We start from the raw sequence: 15601 nt of genomic DNA, 5'->3' as shown, positions 1-15601 counted from the left end.
CGCAATGGCCAAAATTTTCTGCATCGCCAACCAGAAGGGCGGCGTCGGCAAGACCACCACCACCGTCAACCTAGCCGCCGGCCTTGCCCAGATCGGCCAGCGCGTATTGGTTGTTGACCTGGACCCGCAGGGCAACGCGACCATGGGTTCCGGCATCGACAAGCGCAAGCTGGAGATGACGGTCTACGACGTCCTGCTGGAGTCCGCGTCCGTCGCCGAGGCGCGCACCCGGGCCGAGAAGTCCGGCTATGACGTGCTCGGCGCCAACCGCGAACTGGCCGGCGCCGAGGTCGACCTGGTGGCACTGGAGCGCCGCGAGAAGCGCATCAAGACGGCCATCGCCGAGGTCGCCGCCGACTACGACTTCATCCTGATCGATTGCCCGCCGTCGCTGTCCATGCTGACACTGAATGGCCTTTGCAGCGCCCATGGTGTCATCGTGCCGATGCAGTGCGAGTACTTTGCGCTGGAAGGCCTGACCGACCTGGTCAACACCATCAAGCAGATCCACGCCAATCTCAACCCCGACCTGCAGATCATCGGCCTGCTACGCGTCATGTTCGACCCGCGCATCACGCTCCAGCAGCAGGTCAGCGACCAGCTCAAGGCTCACTTCGGCAACAAGGTCTTCGACACCGTCATCCCGCGCAATGTGCGGCTGGCCGAGGCACCGAGCTACGGCCTCCCGGGTGTCGTGTTCGACCCCAGCTCCAAGGGCGCTCAGGCGTTTGTCGAGTTCGCCAAGGAGATGGTGAGGCGCATCGAGACGATGCGATGAGAGCGCTGGTGTTGCGCGCCATGCGCGCGGACGACGCGGACGCAGTCGCTGACCTCCACGCCATCAGCTGGCGCAGTGCCTACCGCGGCATCGTGCCCGACGACTTTCTTGACCACGACGTCTTCGCCGACCGCCAGGCCGTCTGGCGCGAACGGCTGCGGACGTCGCCGGTCCCGTCGGCTTTCGGCATCGTGGCCGAAGACGCCGCCGACCAGATGATCGGCTTCGCCTATGTGTTGCCCGGCCACGACCCGGTCTGCGGCACGCTGGTCGACAACCTGCACGTCCACCCCGACCTCAAGGGCGGTGGCATCGGCCGCCAGCTGCTGCAGGCCGTCGTGCACGAGTTGGGGCCGGCGCACACCCAGCCGCTGCACCTTTGGGTGTTGGATCAGAACGAGCCCGCCAAGCGCTTCTATGCCCGCATGGGCGCCCAGTTCATCGACCCTGGCACGACACCGCCTTTTGGCGGCGTCTGCCTGCCCGAGTGGCGCTGCATCTGGCGCGACCCTTCAGTGCTGCTCGCCCATGCTTGAAACCCACCTCCAGGCCCTCGCCCATCGCGCCGAACTCGCAGGTCTCGACGCTAGCGCCCCGCCCCAGCAGGCCGACATCGACGGCTGGCTGCTCCGCCTGTCGCCGGGCAAGGCCAAGCGCTCTCGCTGCATCAATGCGCTGCGCGAAGGCACGCTGCCGCTGGACGACTTGCTGGCGCGCTGCCAGCAGGCCTACGACGCCGCTGGCCTGCCCCTGGCCGTGCGCGTGACGCCATGGAGCCAGCCGGCCGACCTGGACGCCCTGCTGGCCGCCAGGGGCTGGGGCAGCTTTGACGCGGCCGACGTCATGCTGCTGGGCACCCTCGCGCCGGAGCCTGCAGCAACTGCCCTGCAAGCGCTCGACGCCGCCCCGTATGCGCGTTTGGTCGGCGCGCTGCGCGGCTCATCCCAAACCGCGATTGCGGCCCATGCCGAGCGCATCGCTAACGCCCCAGTCACTTACCAGGGCTTTGCGCTGCACGACGATGTCGGAGCACTGCTGGCCTGTGGCCAGATGGTCGTGGACGGCGACATCGTCGGGCTGTATGACATCGCCTCGGCCGCACCGCGTCAGGGCCATGGCGAGCGGCTGTGCCGCGCCTTGCTGACGCTCGCCCACGCGCAAGGCGCACGCCAGGCCTACCTGCAGGTGGGCAGCGACAACGACGTCGCCAAGCGCCTCTATGCGCGCATGGGTTTCGTCTTCGCCTACCGCTACCACTACCGCAGCCCCGAGCGCGAGCTGACCTGATCAGGCAAACCGGCCTGCGGATTGCCCCGTGCGTCGCATGAAGCACTTCCGGCTTGTGCTGCTCGTGACCATCATGGCGGTGGCCGCGCTCGGCTGGCAGCAAGGCTGGTGGCGGCTGCCCGACCGTCACAACCCCTTCGCGCCGCTGGTGGTCGACGAGGTGCCGAACTGGCTCACCGGCTTCAAGCTCGCACGCGCGCAGCGCGACCCCGAACGCTGCGCACAACTGGTGGGCGTGCTGCCCTGGCGCGTCGAGCCGCTGCCCGACCGGCGCACCGGCGAAGGCTGCGGCTTCACGCAGGCGTGGCGGGTCTCGACCATGGGCGAGGTCGGCGTGGGCGAGGCGTTCTCGCTGTCCTGCCCGTCGGTGCTGGCGCTGGCGATGTGGCAGCGGCACACGCTGGCCCCCGCCGCGCAGCGCCATTTCGGTGACTCGCTGCAGCGCGTCCAGCACGTCGGCAGCTATGCCTGCCGCAACGTCTACGGGCGCGAAGGCGCGGCACGCAGCCGGCACGCCACCGCCGAGGCACTGGACGTGATCGGCTTCATGCTGCGCAGCGGCCGGCGCGTTGGGGTAAAGCGCGACTGGGGTAACTTAGACAGCGCCAGCGTGGAAGCCGCCTTCCTGCGCGACGCGCACGACGGCGCCTGCCGCTGGTTCCATGGCGTGCTCGGGCCCGACTACAACGCCGCGCACCGCGACCATTTCCACCTGGAGACTGGCGGTTGGCGCACTTGCCGCTGACGACGACGCGCCTCGCACCTGCGCTGTCGGAACCGTCCGACATGCAGATGCGGCCCGGCGGTGCAGGCGGCGCGCATCCGCTGCCGCAGCATCAAGGTCATGAATGTGCCTGTTCCCGCGCCCGGCCGTCGATTCAGTGAACACCGCCCGCTGGTGTGGCTGCCGGCCTGCCACCGCAACCTCGACCTGTCCGACCCCGGCGGCTACACCGTGCTGGCGGACCGCTATGCCGCTGCCGTCTGCGAGCTGGGCCTGCAGCCGGTGCTTTTCCCGATGGCCGGCGCCGGCGACGTGCACGACCTGCTGCCGCTGGTCGACGGCGTGCTGCTGACCGGCTCGCCGTCCAACGTCGAGGCCACGCATTTCGGCGCGGCGGCGCTGCCTACCGACGTGCTCGACCCGCGCCGCGACCGCCTCACGATGGCCCTGGTGCGCGAGGCCATCGCGGCCGCCACGCCTCTGTTCGGCGTGTGCCGCGGCATGCAGGAGATGAATGTCGCCCTGGGCGGCAGTCTCTACCAGCAGGTGCATGCCGAGCATGGCCTGCTGGATCACCGCGAACCGCAGGATGTCGACCTAGAGGCGCAGTTCGCCGAACGCCACGAGGTGCTGCTGGAGCCCGGCAGCGCCTTTGCGGAGTGGGCGGGCGGCAGCACGCGCGTCTTGGTCAACTCGCTGCACGGCCAGGGCATCAAGCGCCTGGGTGACGGCATGGTGGCCGAGGCCCGCGCGCCCGATGGCCTGGTGGAAGGCGTGCGCGTCGCCAGCGCCGAGGCATTTGCCTACGGCGTGCAATGGCACCCGGAGTGGCGCTATGACCGCATCGCCTTTTACGGCCGCACCTTGGAAGCTTTCGCGTCGGCCTGCCGCGCGCATGCGCAGCAGCGCTTGGAGACCTGTCAATGAGTGCGCGTGAACCCGCCTTTCGCACCGAGCCCGTGAACGGGGATTTCCGCGTGCCGACCGTCTGGGTGGTGGCCAGCCACCGCGAGCTGGGCAACGAGCACGGGCACCCGCAGCAGTACACCGTGATGGACGAGGTCGGCACGCGCACCTTGCTCAACCTCGGCCTGCAACCGGTGTGCTTTCCGCGCGTGCCGGTGGCCCGGCTGCCCTCGCTGCTGGCCGGCGTGCAGGGCGTGCTGCTGGGTGGCTCGGCCACCAATGTCAACCCACGGCTGTACGGCGAGGAGCCGGCTCACGGCGACCTGGCCTACGACAGCGAGCGTGAGGCGGTGTCCCTGCCCCTCATCCGGTTGTGCATCGAACAGCGGGTGCCGCTGATCGGCATCTGCCGCGGCTCGCAGGAATTCAACGTCGCGATGGGCGGCAGCCTGCACCAGGACCTGAAGGCGCTCGGCGGCCCCGTGGCGCATTGGGAAGACCCCGATGAGCCGCTGGACGCGCAGTACCGCGAGCGCCACCACGTCAACCTGCAACCGGGCGGCCTGCTCGAACACATCACAGGCTGCAGCCGCATCGCCGTCAGCTCCCTGCATTCGCAGGGCGTCAAGCGTCTGGCGCCGGGGTTGGTGGCTGAGGCGGTCGCCGACGACGGCATCGTCGAGGCCTTCCGCTGGCACGACGCGTCGCAATTTGCCTGGGGTTTCCAGTTCCACCCTGAGTGGGGCCATCAGCAGCACCCGCGCTACGCCCGCATCATGGCGGCCTATGTCGATGCCTGTTGGGCGCGGCTGGCGTCGCAGACGCCACTTCCTGTGCTGATGCCGCAGCCGGCGTGAGCCGCTCCCCGCGCACGTCCCACGTTTGCAGTCAGCAGCCGCTGCGGGCCGGCGCATTGCTGCGGCAACATGCGGCCGCCCTCAACTCAACCGCCGACATGCTGACCCGCCTGCTTTCCGTCCCTCTGTCCCTTGGTCTGGCCCTGGCTTTCATGACCGCCGCGCACGCCGAGACGCCGAAGGCGGACGCGCCCCAAAGCGCCGACCACCCGCTCATCAAACGCTTTGCCGGCTCCTGGCTGGCCGGGCAGCGCGTGGCCGAATGGGACGCCGCCGCCGTGCCCGCCTCGCCCAAGGTCCAGAAGGCCGACAAGTACAAGTTCGAGGAGTTGGTGGAGCTGGAAGGCAAGGTCACCCAGACCCTCTACATCGCGCCGCGCGGCAAGGCGGCGCTGGAGGTCTGGCGCAACTACCAGCAGGCGCTGACGGCCGCCGGGCTCAAGCCGCGCTTCGTCTGCGAGCGCGACTGCTACGACCTCTACTTCGCCTGGGTGCGCCAGCTCCAGCCCACCAAGGGCTTCGTCTGGGCCAAGGGCGACGTCGACACGCCCACAGGCAGCCGCTACAGCCTGACGTCCGCGCTGGCCAACGACGAAGGCCGCATGCTGGTCGGCACGCTCGGCAAGCCGGGCCAGGAAGCCACGGTGCTGCTCTACACCTCGCTGGCCGCGAACGCAACGACCGGGCTGGTGGCCACCTATGTGCAGGTCGTCGAGCCCAAGGCGATGGCCACCGGCCAGGTGACGGTGGACCCCGCCGCGCTGCAGGCCGGCCTGGCGGCGGAAGGCCGCGTCACGCTGACGGGCCTGTTCTTCGACACCGGGAAGACCGAGCTCAAACCCGAGTCCAAGGCCCAGCTCGATGCGATGGCCGAATTGCTGAAGAGCCAGCCGGCGTTGAAGGCCTGGGTCGTCGGCCACACCGACAACGTCGGCAGCTTCGACGCCAACCAGGTGCTGAGCACGGAGCGGGCGCGTGCCGTCGTCATGGCCCTCGCCGCGCCGCCATACAAGGTGGATGCCAAGCGCCTGAGCCCCAAAGGCCTGGCCAGCCTGGCGCCGGTTGCGGGCAATGGCGATGAGGCAGGGCGGGCCCGGAACCGGCGCGTCGAGCTGGTCGCGCAATAGCGCTTGCCCGCAGGGCTCAGACCAGGCACGGGACACCGCTATCCAGGTAGAGTCCGGCGGCCCGCTTTCGTTGATCTTGAAAGCGCCTCCACGCCAAGCTGGGAAGCGCCACCCGCCATGAAAACATTGAACGCTTCCCTGTTGGTCACCGCCGTCGCTATGGCGATTTGCGCCAGCGCTCCGACGGCGCATGCGGCCTCGACCCAGCCCTGGACGGACAGCAACAAGGCCTCCGTGCAGCGCACCGAGCTGCTGCTCAAGGCCATGACGCTGGAGGAGAAGCTGCTGCTGCTGTTCGGCTACGCGTCGGGCGACCAGCTCGCGCAGGTGGACAGCACCATCATTCCCGGCGTCAACGCCAAGGAAGTCGCCGCCAAGGTCATCCCAGGCTCGGCCGGCTATATCCCGGGCATCCCGCGGCTGGGCATCCCGGCCCAGTACCAGGCCGACGCCTCCATCGGCGTGCGCAACCCCTACCTGGAGCGCACCTCCCTGCCCTCGTCGCTGGCCACGGCCGCCAGCTGGGACCCGCGCGTGACCGAGGCCGGCGGCAAGATGATCGGCCTGGAGGCGCGGCTGTCGGGCTTCAACGTCATGCTCGCGGGTGGCATCAACCTGGCGCGCGAGCCGCTGAACGGCCGCAACTTCGAATACACCGGCGAGGACCCGCTGCTCGCCGCCGAGATGGGCGCCGGGCTGATCCGCGGCGTGCAGTCAAACAACATCATCTCGACCGTCAAGCACTACCTGATCAACGCGCAGGAGACCGGCCGCACGCTGGTGAGCGCCCAGATCTCGGAGCCCGCGCTGCGCATGAGTGATGCGTTAGCTTTTGAGCTGGCCATCGAGAAGTCCAGCCCCGGCTCGGTGATGTGCTCGTACAACCGCATCAACGACGTCTACGCCTGCCAGAACGACAAGTGGCAGAACCAGGTGCTCAAACGCGACTGGGGCTACAAGGGCTATGTCATGTCCGACTGGGGCGCCGTGCACTCGACGGTGCAGGACGCCAACGGCGGGCTGGACCAGCAGTCCGGCTTCCCGTTCGACAAGGTGCCCTATTTCGCCAAGCCGCTGCGGGACGCTGTCGATGACGGCTCGGTGCCGCTGGCCCGCATCGACGACATGGCCCGGCGCATCCTGTGGGCGATGTTCGACAAGGGCGTGGTGGACCACCCGGTCAAGACCGGTCCCATCGACTACGCCGCCCATGCGCAGGTCTCGCAGGCGGCTGCGGAGCAGTCGCTGGTGCTGCTGAAGAACGACGCAGGTGTGCTGCCGCTGTCCCCGACTGCCGCGCCCAAGCGCGTCGCCATCATCGGCAGCTACGCCGACAAGGCCGTGCTCGCCGGCGGCGGCTCCGCCGTCGTCACGCCCATCGGCGGCAACGCCGTCCCGGGCCTGGGCCCCGGCGGCTGGCTCACGCAGGTGTGGCAACCGTCGTCGCCGATGAAGGCCTTGCAGAAGCAGCTGCCAGCGACGCAGTTCGCCTTCGACGCCGGCACCCATGTCGACGCAGCAGCCAAAGCCGCCGCAGCGGCCGATGTCGCCATCGTCTTCGTCCACCAGTGGACGGCCGAGTCGCTGGATGCGCCGTCGCTCAGCCTGGACGGCAACCAGGACGCCATCGTCAGCGCGGTGGCCAAGGCCAACCCGAACACGGTCGTCGTCGTCGAGAGCGGCGGCGCGGTGCTGATGCCGTGGCACAAGGACGTGAAGGGCATCCTGGCGGCCTTCTACCCGGGCGCGGCCGGCGGCGAGGCCATCGCCCGGCTGCTCACGGGTGCGGTCAACCCGTCGGGCCGCCTGCCCCTCACCTTCCCCGCCAGCACGGATCAACTTGTCCGCCCAAAGATCGGCGGCAAGTCGGAAGGCCCGCTGTTCACGGTTCGCTACACCGAGGGCGCGGCGGTCGGCTACAAGTGGTTCGACCTGCATGGCCACAAGCCGCTGTATGCCTTCGGCCACGGCCTGTCGTACACGAGCTTCGAGCTGGGGGGCCTCCAAGCCAGCCAAGCCAAGGCGCAGATGACGGTCAAGTTCTCCGTCAAGAACACCGGCCACCGCGAGGGCGCCTCGGTCGGCCAGGTCTACATCCGCGCGCCGCAGAGCGCCCGCTGGGAAGCACCTCGTCGCCTGGTCGGCTTCGGCAAGCTGGCGTTGAAGCCGGGCCAGACCGGCACGAGCGCGGTCAATGTCGACCCCCGGCTGCTGGCCACGTTCGACGAGTCGACCGGCGAATGGGTCATCGCGCCCGGCATGTATGAAGTGCAGCTCGGCGCGGGGTCGGATGACATCCGCGCCACCGCCAAGCTGGCGCTGGTCGGCCGCAGATTCACGTCGGCGCAGCTGCGGCGCTGAACCCTTCGGTGAGCGCTCGGCACGTGGCAAACCGACTCAATGTTGTGCCCCTCCCGGCGGGCGACCCCTGTCGGTCAGCCAACCCGCCTCACCGCAACCGTCCATCCAACCAATTCAACACCCTCAAATCCTGGAAGTAGTTCGTGTGATGCGTCTGCGCGCTCACACCCAGGTCCTCCCAGTGCGGCGCAGCCAGCGTCAGGTCGCCAAGGCGGCTCATTGACGTGCTATCCACGACCAGGTCGTTGGGCTGGTCGAAGATCAGGTCGGCGCCGTAGTACATCGCCTGGCCTTTCAGGTTGTTGATGCGCTTCCACAGCTTCCAAAGTGGCTCATGGGTCTCGCTGGGCTTGAAGCTGCCGCCAATGGCGCGCACATCCACGCCGGTCGCTGGACCCTGCAGTGGCCACAGCTGGGCCAGCTCCAGGTTGTTGGCGATCCGGCCCTGGGCCAGCAGGCCCGGCACCAGTCCCACGGCCGCGTCGGCCAGCGGGGTGCGCGAGCCCAGCGCCAGCACCTTGCCCAGCACGCAGGCCAGACCCGCGACGCCCAGCGACAGCGACTCCAGCCCAGGCATGAGCCGGCCGGCCCTGACCGCGCCCTCTGCCAGCGCATCGGCGATGCTGGCCAGCGTGTCCAGCGCCTGGCCGATCTTGTCCGGCGCGGCCAGAGAGGTGCCAGCCAGCGGGGAACCGACGAACAACGCCTGGCGCACGGGCAGCGTCGGCGCCAGACGCAGCAGCCAGGCGATGACGAGACCGCCGCGGCTATGACCGACAAAGTCCAGTTCGGCCGTGCAACCGGCCAGGGCATCCCGCAGCGCCAGCGCGTTCAGCCAGGGCGCGACGGAAAGCGTCGGGTGGTCGAAGGCCAGCACGGCCGCATAGCGGTCGCCCGCGCGCGTCAGACGCTCGAACAACGCCTCGCCGTCGGCCGTCGCGGCGAATTCCTTGGCGTACATCGCGCTGGCGCTGAAGGTGCCGTGCACCAACACCAGCACGCGGCCCTGCACGGTGTCCATGAAGCCCGCCGGCAGCGGCGCCCAGGCTTGGCCGTCCCAGCGACGCAAGCCTTGCGCCGGCGCGCCGAGATTCCCGAGCACGGGATTGAGGCGGTGGTCCAGTTTGACCAGGCCGGCCGTGACGGCGTTCTCGCCGAGTTCCGGGAAGGCGATGCGCTCGACCGTCTCGCGCGGGTCCAGCCCGACGGCGCGCCAGCTGCGCCGCCCGCCGCCAGCGCCGCGCGGCCGGGCCGGGGGCTCGTAGACCCAGCGCAGCATGCCGTCGTCGCGCACCAGGCGCACGGCTGCGCGGCCATCGTCGCGGCCGGCCTCGTAGCTGCGGCGGCGGCGCTGCTGGATGGACGCGCGCAAGTCCTCCGCGCGAGCAAACGCAGGCTCGCCGAGCTGCTCACGCGCGTTGCGCCAGAGGGCGTGGCTCATGGCGCGTCCTTCAGCAAAGGCAGCGGTGTGACTTGCGCTTGGCGGGCGGTGACGACGTCCAGCATGGAGTCGTAGTCAGCGCGTTCGGCCAGCGCCTGCACGCCGGCCTCGATGGCCTCGATGAAGCCGCAGTGCTCGGTCAGCCGCACGGTCTCGATGGGCACCAGCTTGCGCTCGCGTATCCAGCGCCTCACCTCGGCCCAGCTGGCCTTGCCGGCATGCCAGCTCACGACCTGCGCATTGGCCGCGGAGCTGCCGCCGGCATCGGCCTGCACGACCTCGCTGTAATTGGCCGAGCCCATGCGCTGGTACTCCTCCTGGAAGCTGCGATGGCGCCACCAGCCGGGCAGCGCATGGCCTTCGAGCAGGATGACGACCGGGTAGATGTCGATCAGCTCCAGGCAGGCGGCGAACAGCAGCGCCAGGTCGATGCAGGTGCCGGCACGCTCGGCACGCACCATCGACGGCACGCGCAGGCGCTGTGAGTCCAGCTCGCCGCTGTAGCTCGGTGGCGGGTTGATGTAGCCCAGCCGCCAGTCGTGCAGCAGCGTGGCCCATAACGCCTCGACCTGGCGGTCGACGCCGCGCAGGGCGTCCTCGTTGATGGCGTCGTCGCGAACACACTGGTAGCCGTCGAAGCCGGCCGTCGGGTCATCGCGCAGCACGCGGTTGTAGCGGCGCGCCATGGCCACGGCGTCCAGCACCGCCGGGTCGCGCGGCAGCACGAAGGACGGCAGCCAGCGGCCGTCGCGGCGGTTGTCGCGCCACTGGTCCACCGGCAGCAGGCGCAGGCGGTGGCTGTCGTGGTACAGCAGCTCATCGCCCTGCCGCACGCTGACGACCACGCTGGTGTTGATGGCCTCGTGAACGCTGCGCGCCACCTCGGCGGTCAGTGGCACGTGGATCTTGTCGGTCAGCTTTTCGCGTACCTGGCGCATGCGCACGCGGCGCTGGAAGCGCGCCACCTCGGCGCCCATGTGCACTGCCACCTCAACGTCCAGCGGCGCGGCCTGCTGAGGGTTGTCGCAGCTCAGCACGAAGCGCCTGAACAGCGGCTGGGCGTTGTGCAGCACGGCGTAGTTCAGCTCGGGGAAGGGCTCGATCTCGCAACGCACCACGGCCGACCGCGACGCCGGCGCCGCGACGTCGGCCGCCGCCATCACCAGCGCACGGGCGCGTGCCTCGTGGGCCAGGCGCACCGCCGGGTCGACGAAGACGGGGCCGTCCACCCACAGCGTCACCCCGGTGGCATCCACCGATTCGGGCAGGGCCCTGACCTCTTCCCACACGCTGGTGAACGCAGCGGGCAGGTCGAAGCCGCTGGCGAAGAGACGACGCAGCAGCTGGGTCAGCGCGTACTCGGCCAGCGAGTCGTCGAAGGCATCCTGAAAGCCCAGCGCAGCCCGCGTCGCGCCTTCAGCGATCAACATGGGCGCCAGCCGCCCGGCGCTGTTCCACACGTTCAGCGTCGTCAGATAAGGCGGTGTCTTGCCAACCGCGTCGCCCACCGCCTGGGCCAGCGCCTGCGCATGCACCAGGCGCGGACAGCCTTCAGCGCCGCGCAGCAGCAGGCCGTCCAGCACGCGGCGCGAATCGGCCAACAGCTCGTCGATGGGTTGCACGCGGCGTGGCGCGGCCGCCTGGTCCGACTCCGGTGCCTCGACCAGCGCGGACTTGCCAACGATGGTGCCCAGCTCGCGCAGGCCCTGATGGCTGTCCATGCCGGCAAAGTGCAGCAGGTGCGGTGGCCGCGCCCGCAGCTCGGCGCACAGCTCATCGAGGCTGGGGTAGTTCAGCACCCGCGGCGCCGGCACCTCTTTGGGCAACGCCGCGGCCAGATTTGCGAGCTCGGCGTCGACGGTCCAGCGCTCGCACAACTCCAATGGCAGCGCATTGACGAAGAGCACGCGCAGGTCCTTCCAGGCCGGAAAGACAACGGCCTCGCGCGGCACCGGCTGCCAGTCGCCCTCGACCTCGTGCTGCACCTGCAGTTCGCGGATGATGGTCAGCGCCTTGCGCTTGCCAATCGCTGCGCGGCGCTGCTCGCGCGTCGCGGCGGCCAGCACGTACTCCCACGGAAAGATGCGGCCTTCCCACAGGATGGCTTCGTGCTGGTAGGGCACGCGCACCACCAGCGTCGACACCTCGCTGAGCGCCTGCAGCTGGAACGCATCCAGCCCCAGCGCCTTCAGTGTCTCGGCGGCCTGCAGCTGGTGCTGCTCGCGCACCTTGGCCTCGCGCACCCAGCGCTGGCGGGAGCGCAGCACATAGGTCCAGCGCAGCGCCTGCTGGGCCATGCTCTGGCGCGAGCGGTCGTCCACCGCGGCCAGCGGCATACCGAGCGCATCGCCCGCGCTGGCGATGCGTACGCTGTCCAGCAGCACCTCCTCCGGTCGTGTGGTGTCGTCCATCCTCGGTCTTGCTCCCTTCGCTGCCGGTCGGCGCAGCGGGCGGCCAGTATCGCGAGCGGCGTGCCGGCGACAAGGCCCCTGTTCTACAGCCGCCTAGAAGCGGTGGGCCAGCGGCTTGTCCGCCTCGTCACGCCGCCGGAACTCGCGCGGCGACACGCCCACCTCGCGCTTGAAGGCCTTGGAGAAGCTGAAGGCGTCCTGATAGCCCACCTCCTGGGCCACCTGCTCCAGCGTGCGGTCGCTCTCGCTGAGCCAGCGCATGGCGGCCTGCAGGCGCACGGTGCGCAAGTAGCTCAGCGGCGTGTCGCCCATCGCGTCGCGAAAGCGCTCGGCCAGGCCGGTGCGCGACAGGCCGGCGGTGCGCGCCAGCTCGTCCAGCGTCCAGGCCCGCTCGGGCGCCTGGTGCATGCAGGCGATGACCTTGCGGATCTGCGGGTCGCGCACGGCGTGCGACCAGCCGGCCACTTCCGGCGCCTGCCGCGCCACCATCTCGCGCAGCAGGTAGGTGAAGACGACGTCCAGCAGCCCGTGGGTCACCGTCTCGGCGCCCAGCGCCTGTTGGCGAACTTCCTCGCTGAGCAGGTCCATCGTCAGGGCCAGGGGCCGGAGCGCGGCCAGTTCCTCGGCGCGCAGCACGAACCAGGCGGGCAGCTGGCGAAAAAACGGATGCACCGGCGTGTTCCACAGCTGGTAGGCGCCGCTGATGACCGACGACCCGGCTGCACCGTCCACCACTGGATCATCATCAGCAGCCACACCGATGGTGCTGAGCGGCAGGCCCTCCAGGCCGGGGCCGACCGTCAGCACATGCTCGCAGCCCCGCGCCATGACGGCGATGTCTCCCGCCTGCAGCGTCAGCGGCGCGTCCAGCCCTGGCGCGTGCACATGCACTGGGCCCTGCGTCACCACGTGCAGCCCGATGCTGCGCTCACATGGGAAGCGCAAGCCCCGGGCGGGTGACAGCGCGCTCGCATCCATCAGGCGGCGGCGCAGGCCGGCTTGCTGCAGCAGGTCGGTCAGCAGGTCCAGCGGCGCGGCAGACATGGCGGTTCCCAGTACGGACAGACATGCATTGTGTATTCCAAGCCATTTCCCGTACAGGTCAGCGGCCAAACAATGCCTTCACTCCCACCCGCTCCCAAGGCTCGAACCCATGTCCATCTTCCTCGTTGTCGGCGCCAGCGGCACTGTCGGTACCGAACTCTCACGCTTGCTGGCCCAGGCCGGCCACACCGTGCGAAAGGCCACCAGCCGCGCGCCCACGCAGCCCGATCAGGTGCTGTTCGACTTGACCACCGGCCAGGGCCGCGAGGCCGCCCTGGCCGGCGCGGACGCCGCCTTCCTGCTGTCGCCGCCCGGGCACACCCGGCAGCACGAACTGCTCAACCCGCTGATCGATGCCGCGCGGGCCCAGGGCCTGCGCAAGCTGGTGCTGATGACCGCCATGGGCGCCAATGCTGACGAGGCGTCACCGCTGCGCCAGGCGGAACGCCATCTCGAGCAGTCGGGCCTGGCCTTCAACATCATCCGGCCCAACTGGTTCATGCAGAACTTCAACAGCTACTGGCTGCCGGGCATCCAGGCACAGGGCCAGATCCTGCTGCCTACAGGCAACGCCAAGGGCAGCTTCATCGATGCGCGCGACATCGCCGCCGTGGCGGCAGCGCTGCTGGTCAGCAACCGCTTCGACGGCCAGGACTTCGACCTCACCGGCCCCGAGGCGCTGGACCACGACCAGGTGGCGGCCCTGCTCAGCCAGGCCGCCGGCAAGCCCATCGGCTACCAGGACATTGCCCCCGAGGCCCTGCGCGGCACGTTGCTGGGCGCCGGCCTGCCGGCGGACTATGTCGAATTTCTGCTGCTGATCCTGGGCTTCTTCAAGGCCGGCCATGCCGAGCGCGTGACCGACGCGGTGCAGGCCATCACCGGCCAGGCGCCCCGCACGGTGGCGCAGTACGCAGCCGACTACCGGGCCGCCTGGGCCTGAGCGCCCAGGCTCAAACGAGGCCGAGGCTTTCCTCCAGCCCCAGGTGCACGTTCATCGACTGCACGGCCGCGCCGCTGGCGCCCTTGCCGAGGTTGTCCAGGCGAGCGACCAGCAGCAGCTGCGTGTCTGACGCGAACACGAAGAGGTCGACGCGGTTGGTGTCGTTGCAGGCCTGCACGTTGAATGCGCCGGCGTCGACCGTGGGCGCATCGCGCAGAGGCAGTACGTTGATGAAGCGCTCACCCTCGTAATGCGCCACCAGCGCAGCGTGCACGGCCTCGGGTGTCGTGCCTGCCTTGAGCTGGCTCAGGTGCAGCGGCACGCTGACGGCCAGGCCCTTGTAGAAGCTGCCGACGATGGGCATGAAGACCGGCGGCGTGGCCAGGCCGGTGTGGGCCATCATCTCGGGCAGGTGCTTGTGCTTGAGGCTGAGGGCATAGGGCCGCGGCGCCTGCAGCTGGGCCGGCAGCGGCTGCTGCTCGTAGTCGGCAATCATGGACTTGCCGCCGCCCGAATAGCCGGTGATCGACGTCGCGCTGACGGCGGCATCAGGTGGCAGCAGGCCGGCGTCCACCAGCGGACGCACCGCCAGGATGAACGCGCTGGAATGGCAGCCGGGGTTGGAGATGCGCTTGCCGTTGCGGATGGCCGCGCGCTGGCCGCGGTTCAGCTCCGGCAAACCGAAGGCCCAACCCGGCGTCGTGCGGTGGGCCGTGCTGGCGTCGATGAGGCAGGTGTTGGGGTTGTTGACCATGAAGGCCGCCTCGCGAGAGGCCACGTCGGGCAGGCACAGGAAGGCCACGTCGGCGGCGTTCAGCAGACGCGAGCGCTCGGCCGGGTCCTTGCGCTTGTCGGGGGCAATCTTCAGCACCTCGACGTCCGTGCGCGCTGCGAGGTAGTCGTGGATGCGCAAGCCGGTCGTGCCTTCCTGGCCGTCAACAAAAACCTTGTACGTCATGCCTCGATCTCCATGGGCAGGAATAATGGAATCCGTCATTGTCATGCGCCGGAGCTTCCTCGAATGAAACCCCTTGTTGACCGCTGGGCCTTGGTCACCGGCGCCAGCCGGGGCATCGGCCAGCAAGTCGCCCTGGCGCTGGCCGACGAGGGCTGCCGGCTGATCCTTCACAGCCGCAGCGTCGAGGCCACCGCCTCGCTCGCTAGCCGCCTGCGCGAGCAAGGCGCCACCGTGCATTCGGTGGCGGCGGAGTTGAGCGACAGCGCTGCAGTGCTGCGCCTGGCCGACGAGGTCAGCGCCCTGTGCGGCAGCCTCGACATCCTCCACAACAACGCCGCGGTGATGACGCCATACCGCGAGGACTATCTGACGGTGGTACCGGCCGACTACGAGCTGAGCTTTCGCGTCAACACCATCGCGCCCATCCTGCTGTGCAACCACGTCCTGCCCCAGATGACGGCGCGGGGCTGGGGCCGCATCGTCAACGTGACGTCCGGCATCAAGGACCAGCCCGAACTGATGGCCTATGCCGCCTCCAAGGCGGCGCTGGACAAGTTCGTCTACGACACCGCGCCCAAGCTCCAGGGCACCGGCGTGACGATGAACCTGCTCGACCCGGGCTGGCTGCGGACCGACCTGGGCGGCCCCAACGCGCCCGGCGCGGTGGAAAGCGTGCTGCCTGGGGCGCTGGTGCCCGTGCTGGCGACCGACGGGGTGAGCGGCCGCTGGATCAGCGCCCAGGACTTCGCGGCACTCTGAGCGTG

14 protein-coding genes are annotated in these 15601 nt (G+C 69.5%); 10 read left to right on the top strand and 4 right to left on the bottom strand.

All coding sequences use genetic code 11. The annotated features are described in order from the left end of the window. The first annotated feature begins 4 nt into the window (after window positions 1-4). The 8 genes from ASC81_RS13720 (at window position 5) to ASC81_RS13685 (ending at window position 8040) form a co-directional block, all read left to right on the top strand. Entirely contained in the window at window positions 5-778 is a 774-nt protein-coding gene (locus ASC81_RS13720) for a ParA family protein (protein WP_056268021.1), read from the top strand. Further along, window positions 775-1314, top strand: coding sequence for a GNAT family N-acetyltransferase (locus ASC81_RS13715; protein ID WP_056268018.1), 540 nt, complete (start codon window positions 775-777; stop codon window positions 1312-1314). Before ASC81_RS13720 ends, ASC81_RS13715 begins: the two co-directional genes overlap by 4 nt. Then, window positions 1307-2065 carry an N-acetyltransferase gene (locus tag ASC81_RS13710; protein ID WP_056268014.1) on the top strand — a complete coding sequence of 253 codons (759 nt, stop codon included), beginning with the start codon at window positions 1307-1309 and terminating at the stop codon, window positions 2063-2065. Before ASC81_RS13715 ends, ASC81_RS13710 begins: the two co-directional genes overlap by 8 nt. Before the next feature lie 37 nt (window positions 2066-2102). Further along, window positions 2103-2810, top strand: a complete 708-nt coding sequence (locus ASC81_RS13705; RefSeq protein WP_082536510.1) for an extensin family protein — start codon at window positions 2103-2105, stop codon at window positions 2808-2810. Window positions 2811-2909: 99 nt separating this feature from the next. Then, entirely contained in the window at window positions 2910-3716 is an 807-nt protein-coding gene (locus ASC81_RS13700) for a gamma-glutamyl-gamma-aminobutyrate hydrolase family protein (RefSeq protein ID WP_056269015.1), read from the top strand. Continuing rightward, window positions 3713-4552, top strand: a complete 840-nt coding sequence (locus ASC81_RS13695) for a gamma-glutamyl-gamma-aminobutyrate hydrolase family protein (protein ID WP_056268011.1) — start codon at window positions 3713-3715, stop codon at window positions 4550-4552. The genes ASC81_RS13700 and ASC81_RS13695 overlap by 4 nt, the downstream gene beginning before the upstream one ends. Before the next feature lie 98 nt (window positions 4553-4650). Continuing rightward, a complete protein-coding gene (locus tag ASC81_RS13690; RefSeq protein ID WP_156392104.1) occupies window positions 4651-5679 on the top strand; it encodes an OmpA family protein in 1029 nt (342 codons plus the stop codon). A 117-nt stretch (window positions 5680-5796) separates the two neighbouring features. Beyond that, window positions 5797-8040, top strand: coding sequence for a beta-glucosidase (locus ASC81_RS13685; protein ID WP_056268006.1), 2244 nt, complete (start codon window positions 5797-5799; stop codon window positions 8038-8040). Window positions 8041-8128: 88 nt separating this feature from the next. On the opposite strand, the gene ASC81_RS13680 is transcribed toward ASC81_RS13685, so the two are convergent. The 3 genes from ASC81_RS13680 to ASC81_RS13670 all read right to left on the bottom strand — a co-directional run bounded on the left by ASC81_RS13680 (window position 8129) and on the right by ASC81_RS13670 (window position 12936). After that, window positions 8129-9481, bottom strand: coding sequence for a triacylglycerol lipase (locus ASC81_RS13680; protein WP_056268003.1), 1353 nt, complete (start codon window positions 9479-9481; stop codon window positions 8129-8131). After that, on the bottom strand, window positions 9478-11892 hold the full coding sequence (locus tag ASC81_RS13675; RefSeq protein WP_056268000.1) for a hypothetical protein: 2415 nt from the start codon (window positions 11890-11892) through the stop codon (window positions 9478-9480). Before ASC81_RS13675 ends, ASC81_RS13680 begins: the two co-directional genes overlap by 4 nt. 93 nt (window positions 11893-11985) lie before the next feature. Continuing rightward, window positions 11986-12936, bottom strand: a complete 951-nt coding sequence (locus ASC81_RS13670; protein WP_056267996.1) for an AraC family transcriptional regulator — start codon at window positions 12934-12936, stop codon at window positions 11986-11988. Window positions 12937-13045: 109 nt separating this feature from the next. Here ASC81_RS13670 and ASC81_RS13665 point away from each other — a divergent pair, with 109 nt between their 5' ends. Further along, on the top strand, window positions 13046-13879 hold the full coding sequence (locus tag ASC81_RS13665; RefSeq protein ID WP_056267994.1) for an NAD(P)H-binding protein: 834 nt from the start codon (window positions 13046-13048) through the stop codon (window positions 13877-13879). Window positions 13880-13889: 10 nt separating this feature from the next. Here ASC81_RS13665 and argC read toward each other — a convergent pair whose 3' ends face one another. Further along, a complete protein-coding gene (gene argC / locus ASC81_RS13660; RefSeq protein ID WP_056267990.1) occupies window positions 13890-14837 on the bottom strand; it encodes an N-acetyl-gamma-glutamyl-phosphate reductase in 948 nt (315 codons plus the stop codon). 63 nt (window positions 14838-14900) lie between these two features. On the opposite strand from argC, the gene ASC81_RS13655 reads away from it, so the two are divergent. Continuing rightward, on the top strand, window positions 14901-15596 hold the full coding sequence (locus ASC81_RS13655) for an SDR family NAD(P)-dependent oxidoreductase (protein WP_056267987.1): 696 nt from the start codon (window positions 14901-14903) through the stop codon (window positions 15594-15596). Window positions 15597-15601 lie beyond the last annotated feature (5 nt).

The sequence above is a fragment of the Pelomonas sp. Root405 genome (assembly GCF_001425165.1).
In the GTDB taxonomy this organism is placed as follows: Bacteria; Pseudomonadota; Gammaproteobacteria; order Burkholderiales; family Burkholderiaceae_C; genus Pelomonas.
Note: the sequence above shows the minus strand (reverse complement) of the source record. Positions and strands in the feature narration are given on the sequence as shown.

Coding starts and splice junctions, on each gene's coding strand:
- ASC81_RS13685 (WP_056268006.1), top strand. CDS start 5,797: ATGAAAACATTGAACGCTTCCCTGTTGGTCACCGCCGTCGCTATGGCG.
- ASC81_RS13670 (WP_056267996.1), bottom strand. CDS start 12,936: ATGTCTGCCGCGCCGCTGGACCTGCTGACCGACCTGCTGCAGCAAGCC.
- ASC81_RS13720 (WP_056268021.1), top strand. CDS start 5: ATGGCCAAAATTTTCTGCATCGCCAACCAGAAGGGCGGCGTCGGCAAG.
- ASC81_RS13655 (WP_056267987.1), top strand. CDS start 14,901: ATGAAACCCCTTGTTGACCGCTGGGCCTTGGTCACCGGCGCCAGCCGG.
- ASC81_RS13665 (WP_056267994.1), top strand. CDS start 13,046: ATGTCCATCTTCCTCGTTGTCGGCGCCAGCGGCACTGTCGGTACCGAA.
- argC (WP_056267990.1), bottom strand. CDS start 14,837: ATGACGTACAAGGTTTTTGTTGACGGCCAGGAAGGCACGACCGGCTTG.
- ASC81_RS13700 (WP_056269015.1), top strand. CDS start 2,910: ATGAATGTGCCTGTTCCCGCGCCCGGCCGTCGATTCAGTGAACACCGC.
- ASC81_RS13710 (WP_056268014.1), top strand. CDS start 1,307: ATGCTTGAAACCCACCTCCAGGCCCTCGCCCATCGCGCCGAACTCGCA.
- ASC81_RS13690 (WP_156392104.1), top strand. CDS start 4,651: ATGCTGACCCGCCTGCTTTCCGTCCCTCTGTCCCTTGGTCTGGCCCTG.
- ASC81_RS13680 (WP_056268003.1), bottom strand. CDS start 9,481: ATGAGCCACGCCCTCTGGCGCAACGCGCGTGAGCAGCTCGGCGAGCCT.
- ASC81_RS13695 (WP_056268011.1), top strand. CDS start 3,713: ATGAGTGCGCGTGAACCCGCCTTTCGCACCGAGCCCGTGAACGGGGAT.
- ASC81_RS13675 (WP_056268000.1), bottom strand. CDS start 11,892: ATGGACGACACCACACGACCGGAGGAGGTGCTGCTGGACAGCGTACGC.
- ASC81_RS13715 (WP_056268018.1), top strand. CDS start 775: ATGAGAGCGCTGGTGTTGCGCGCCATGCGCGCGGACGACGCGGACGCA.
- ASC81_RS13705 (WP_082536510.1), top strand. CDS start 2,103: ATGAAGCACTTCCGGCTTGTGCTGCTCGTGACCATCATGGCGGTGGCC.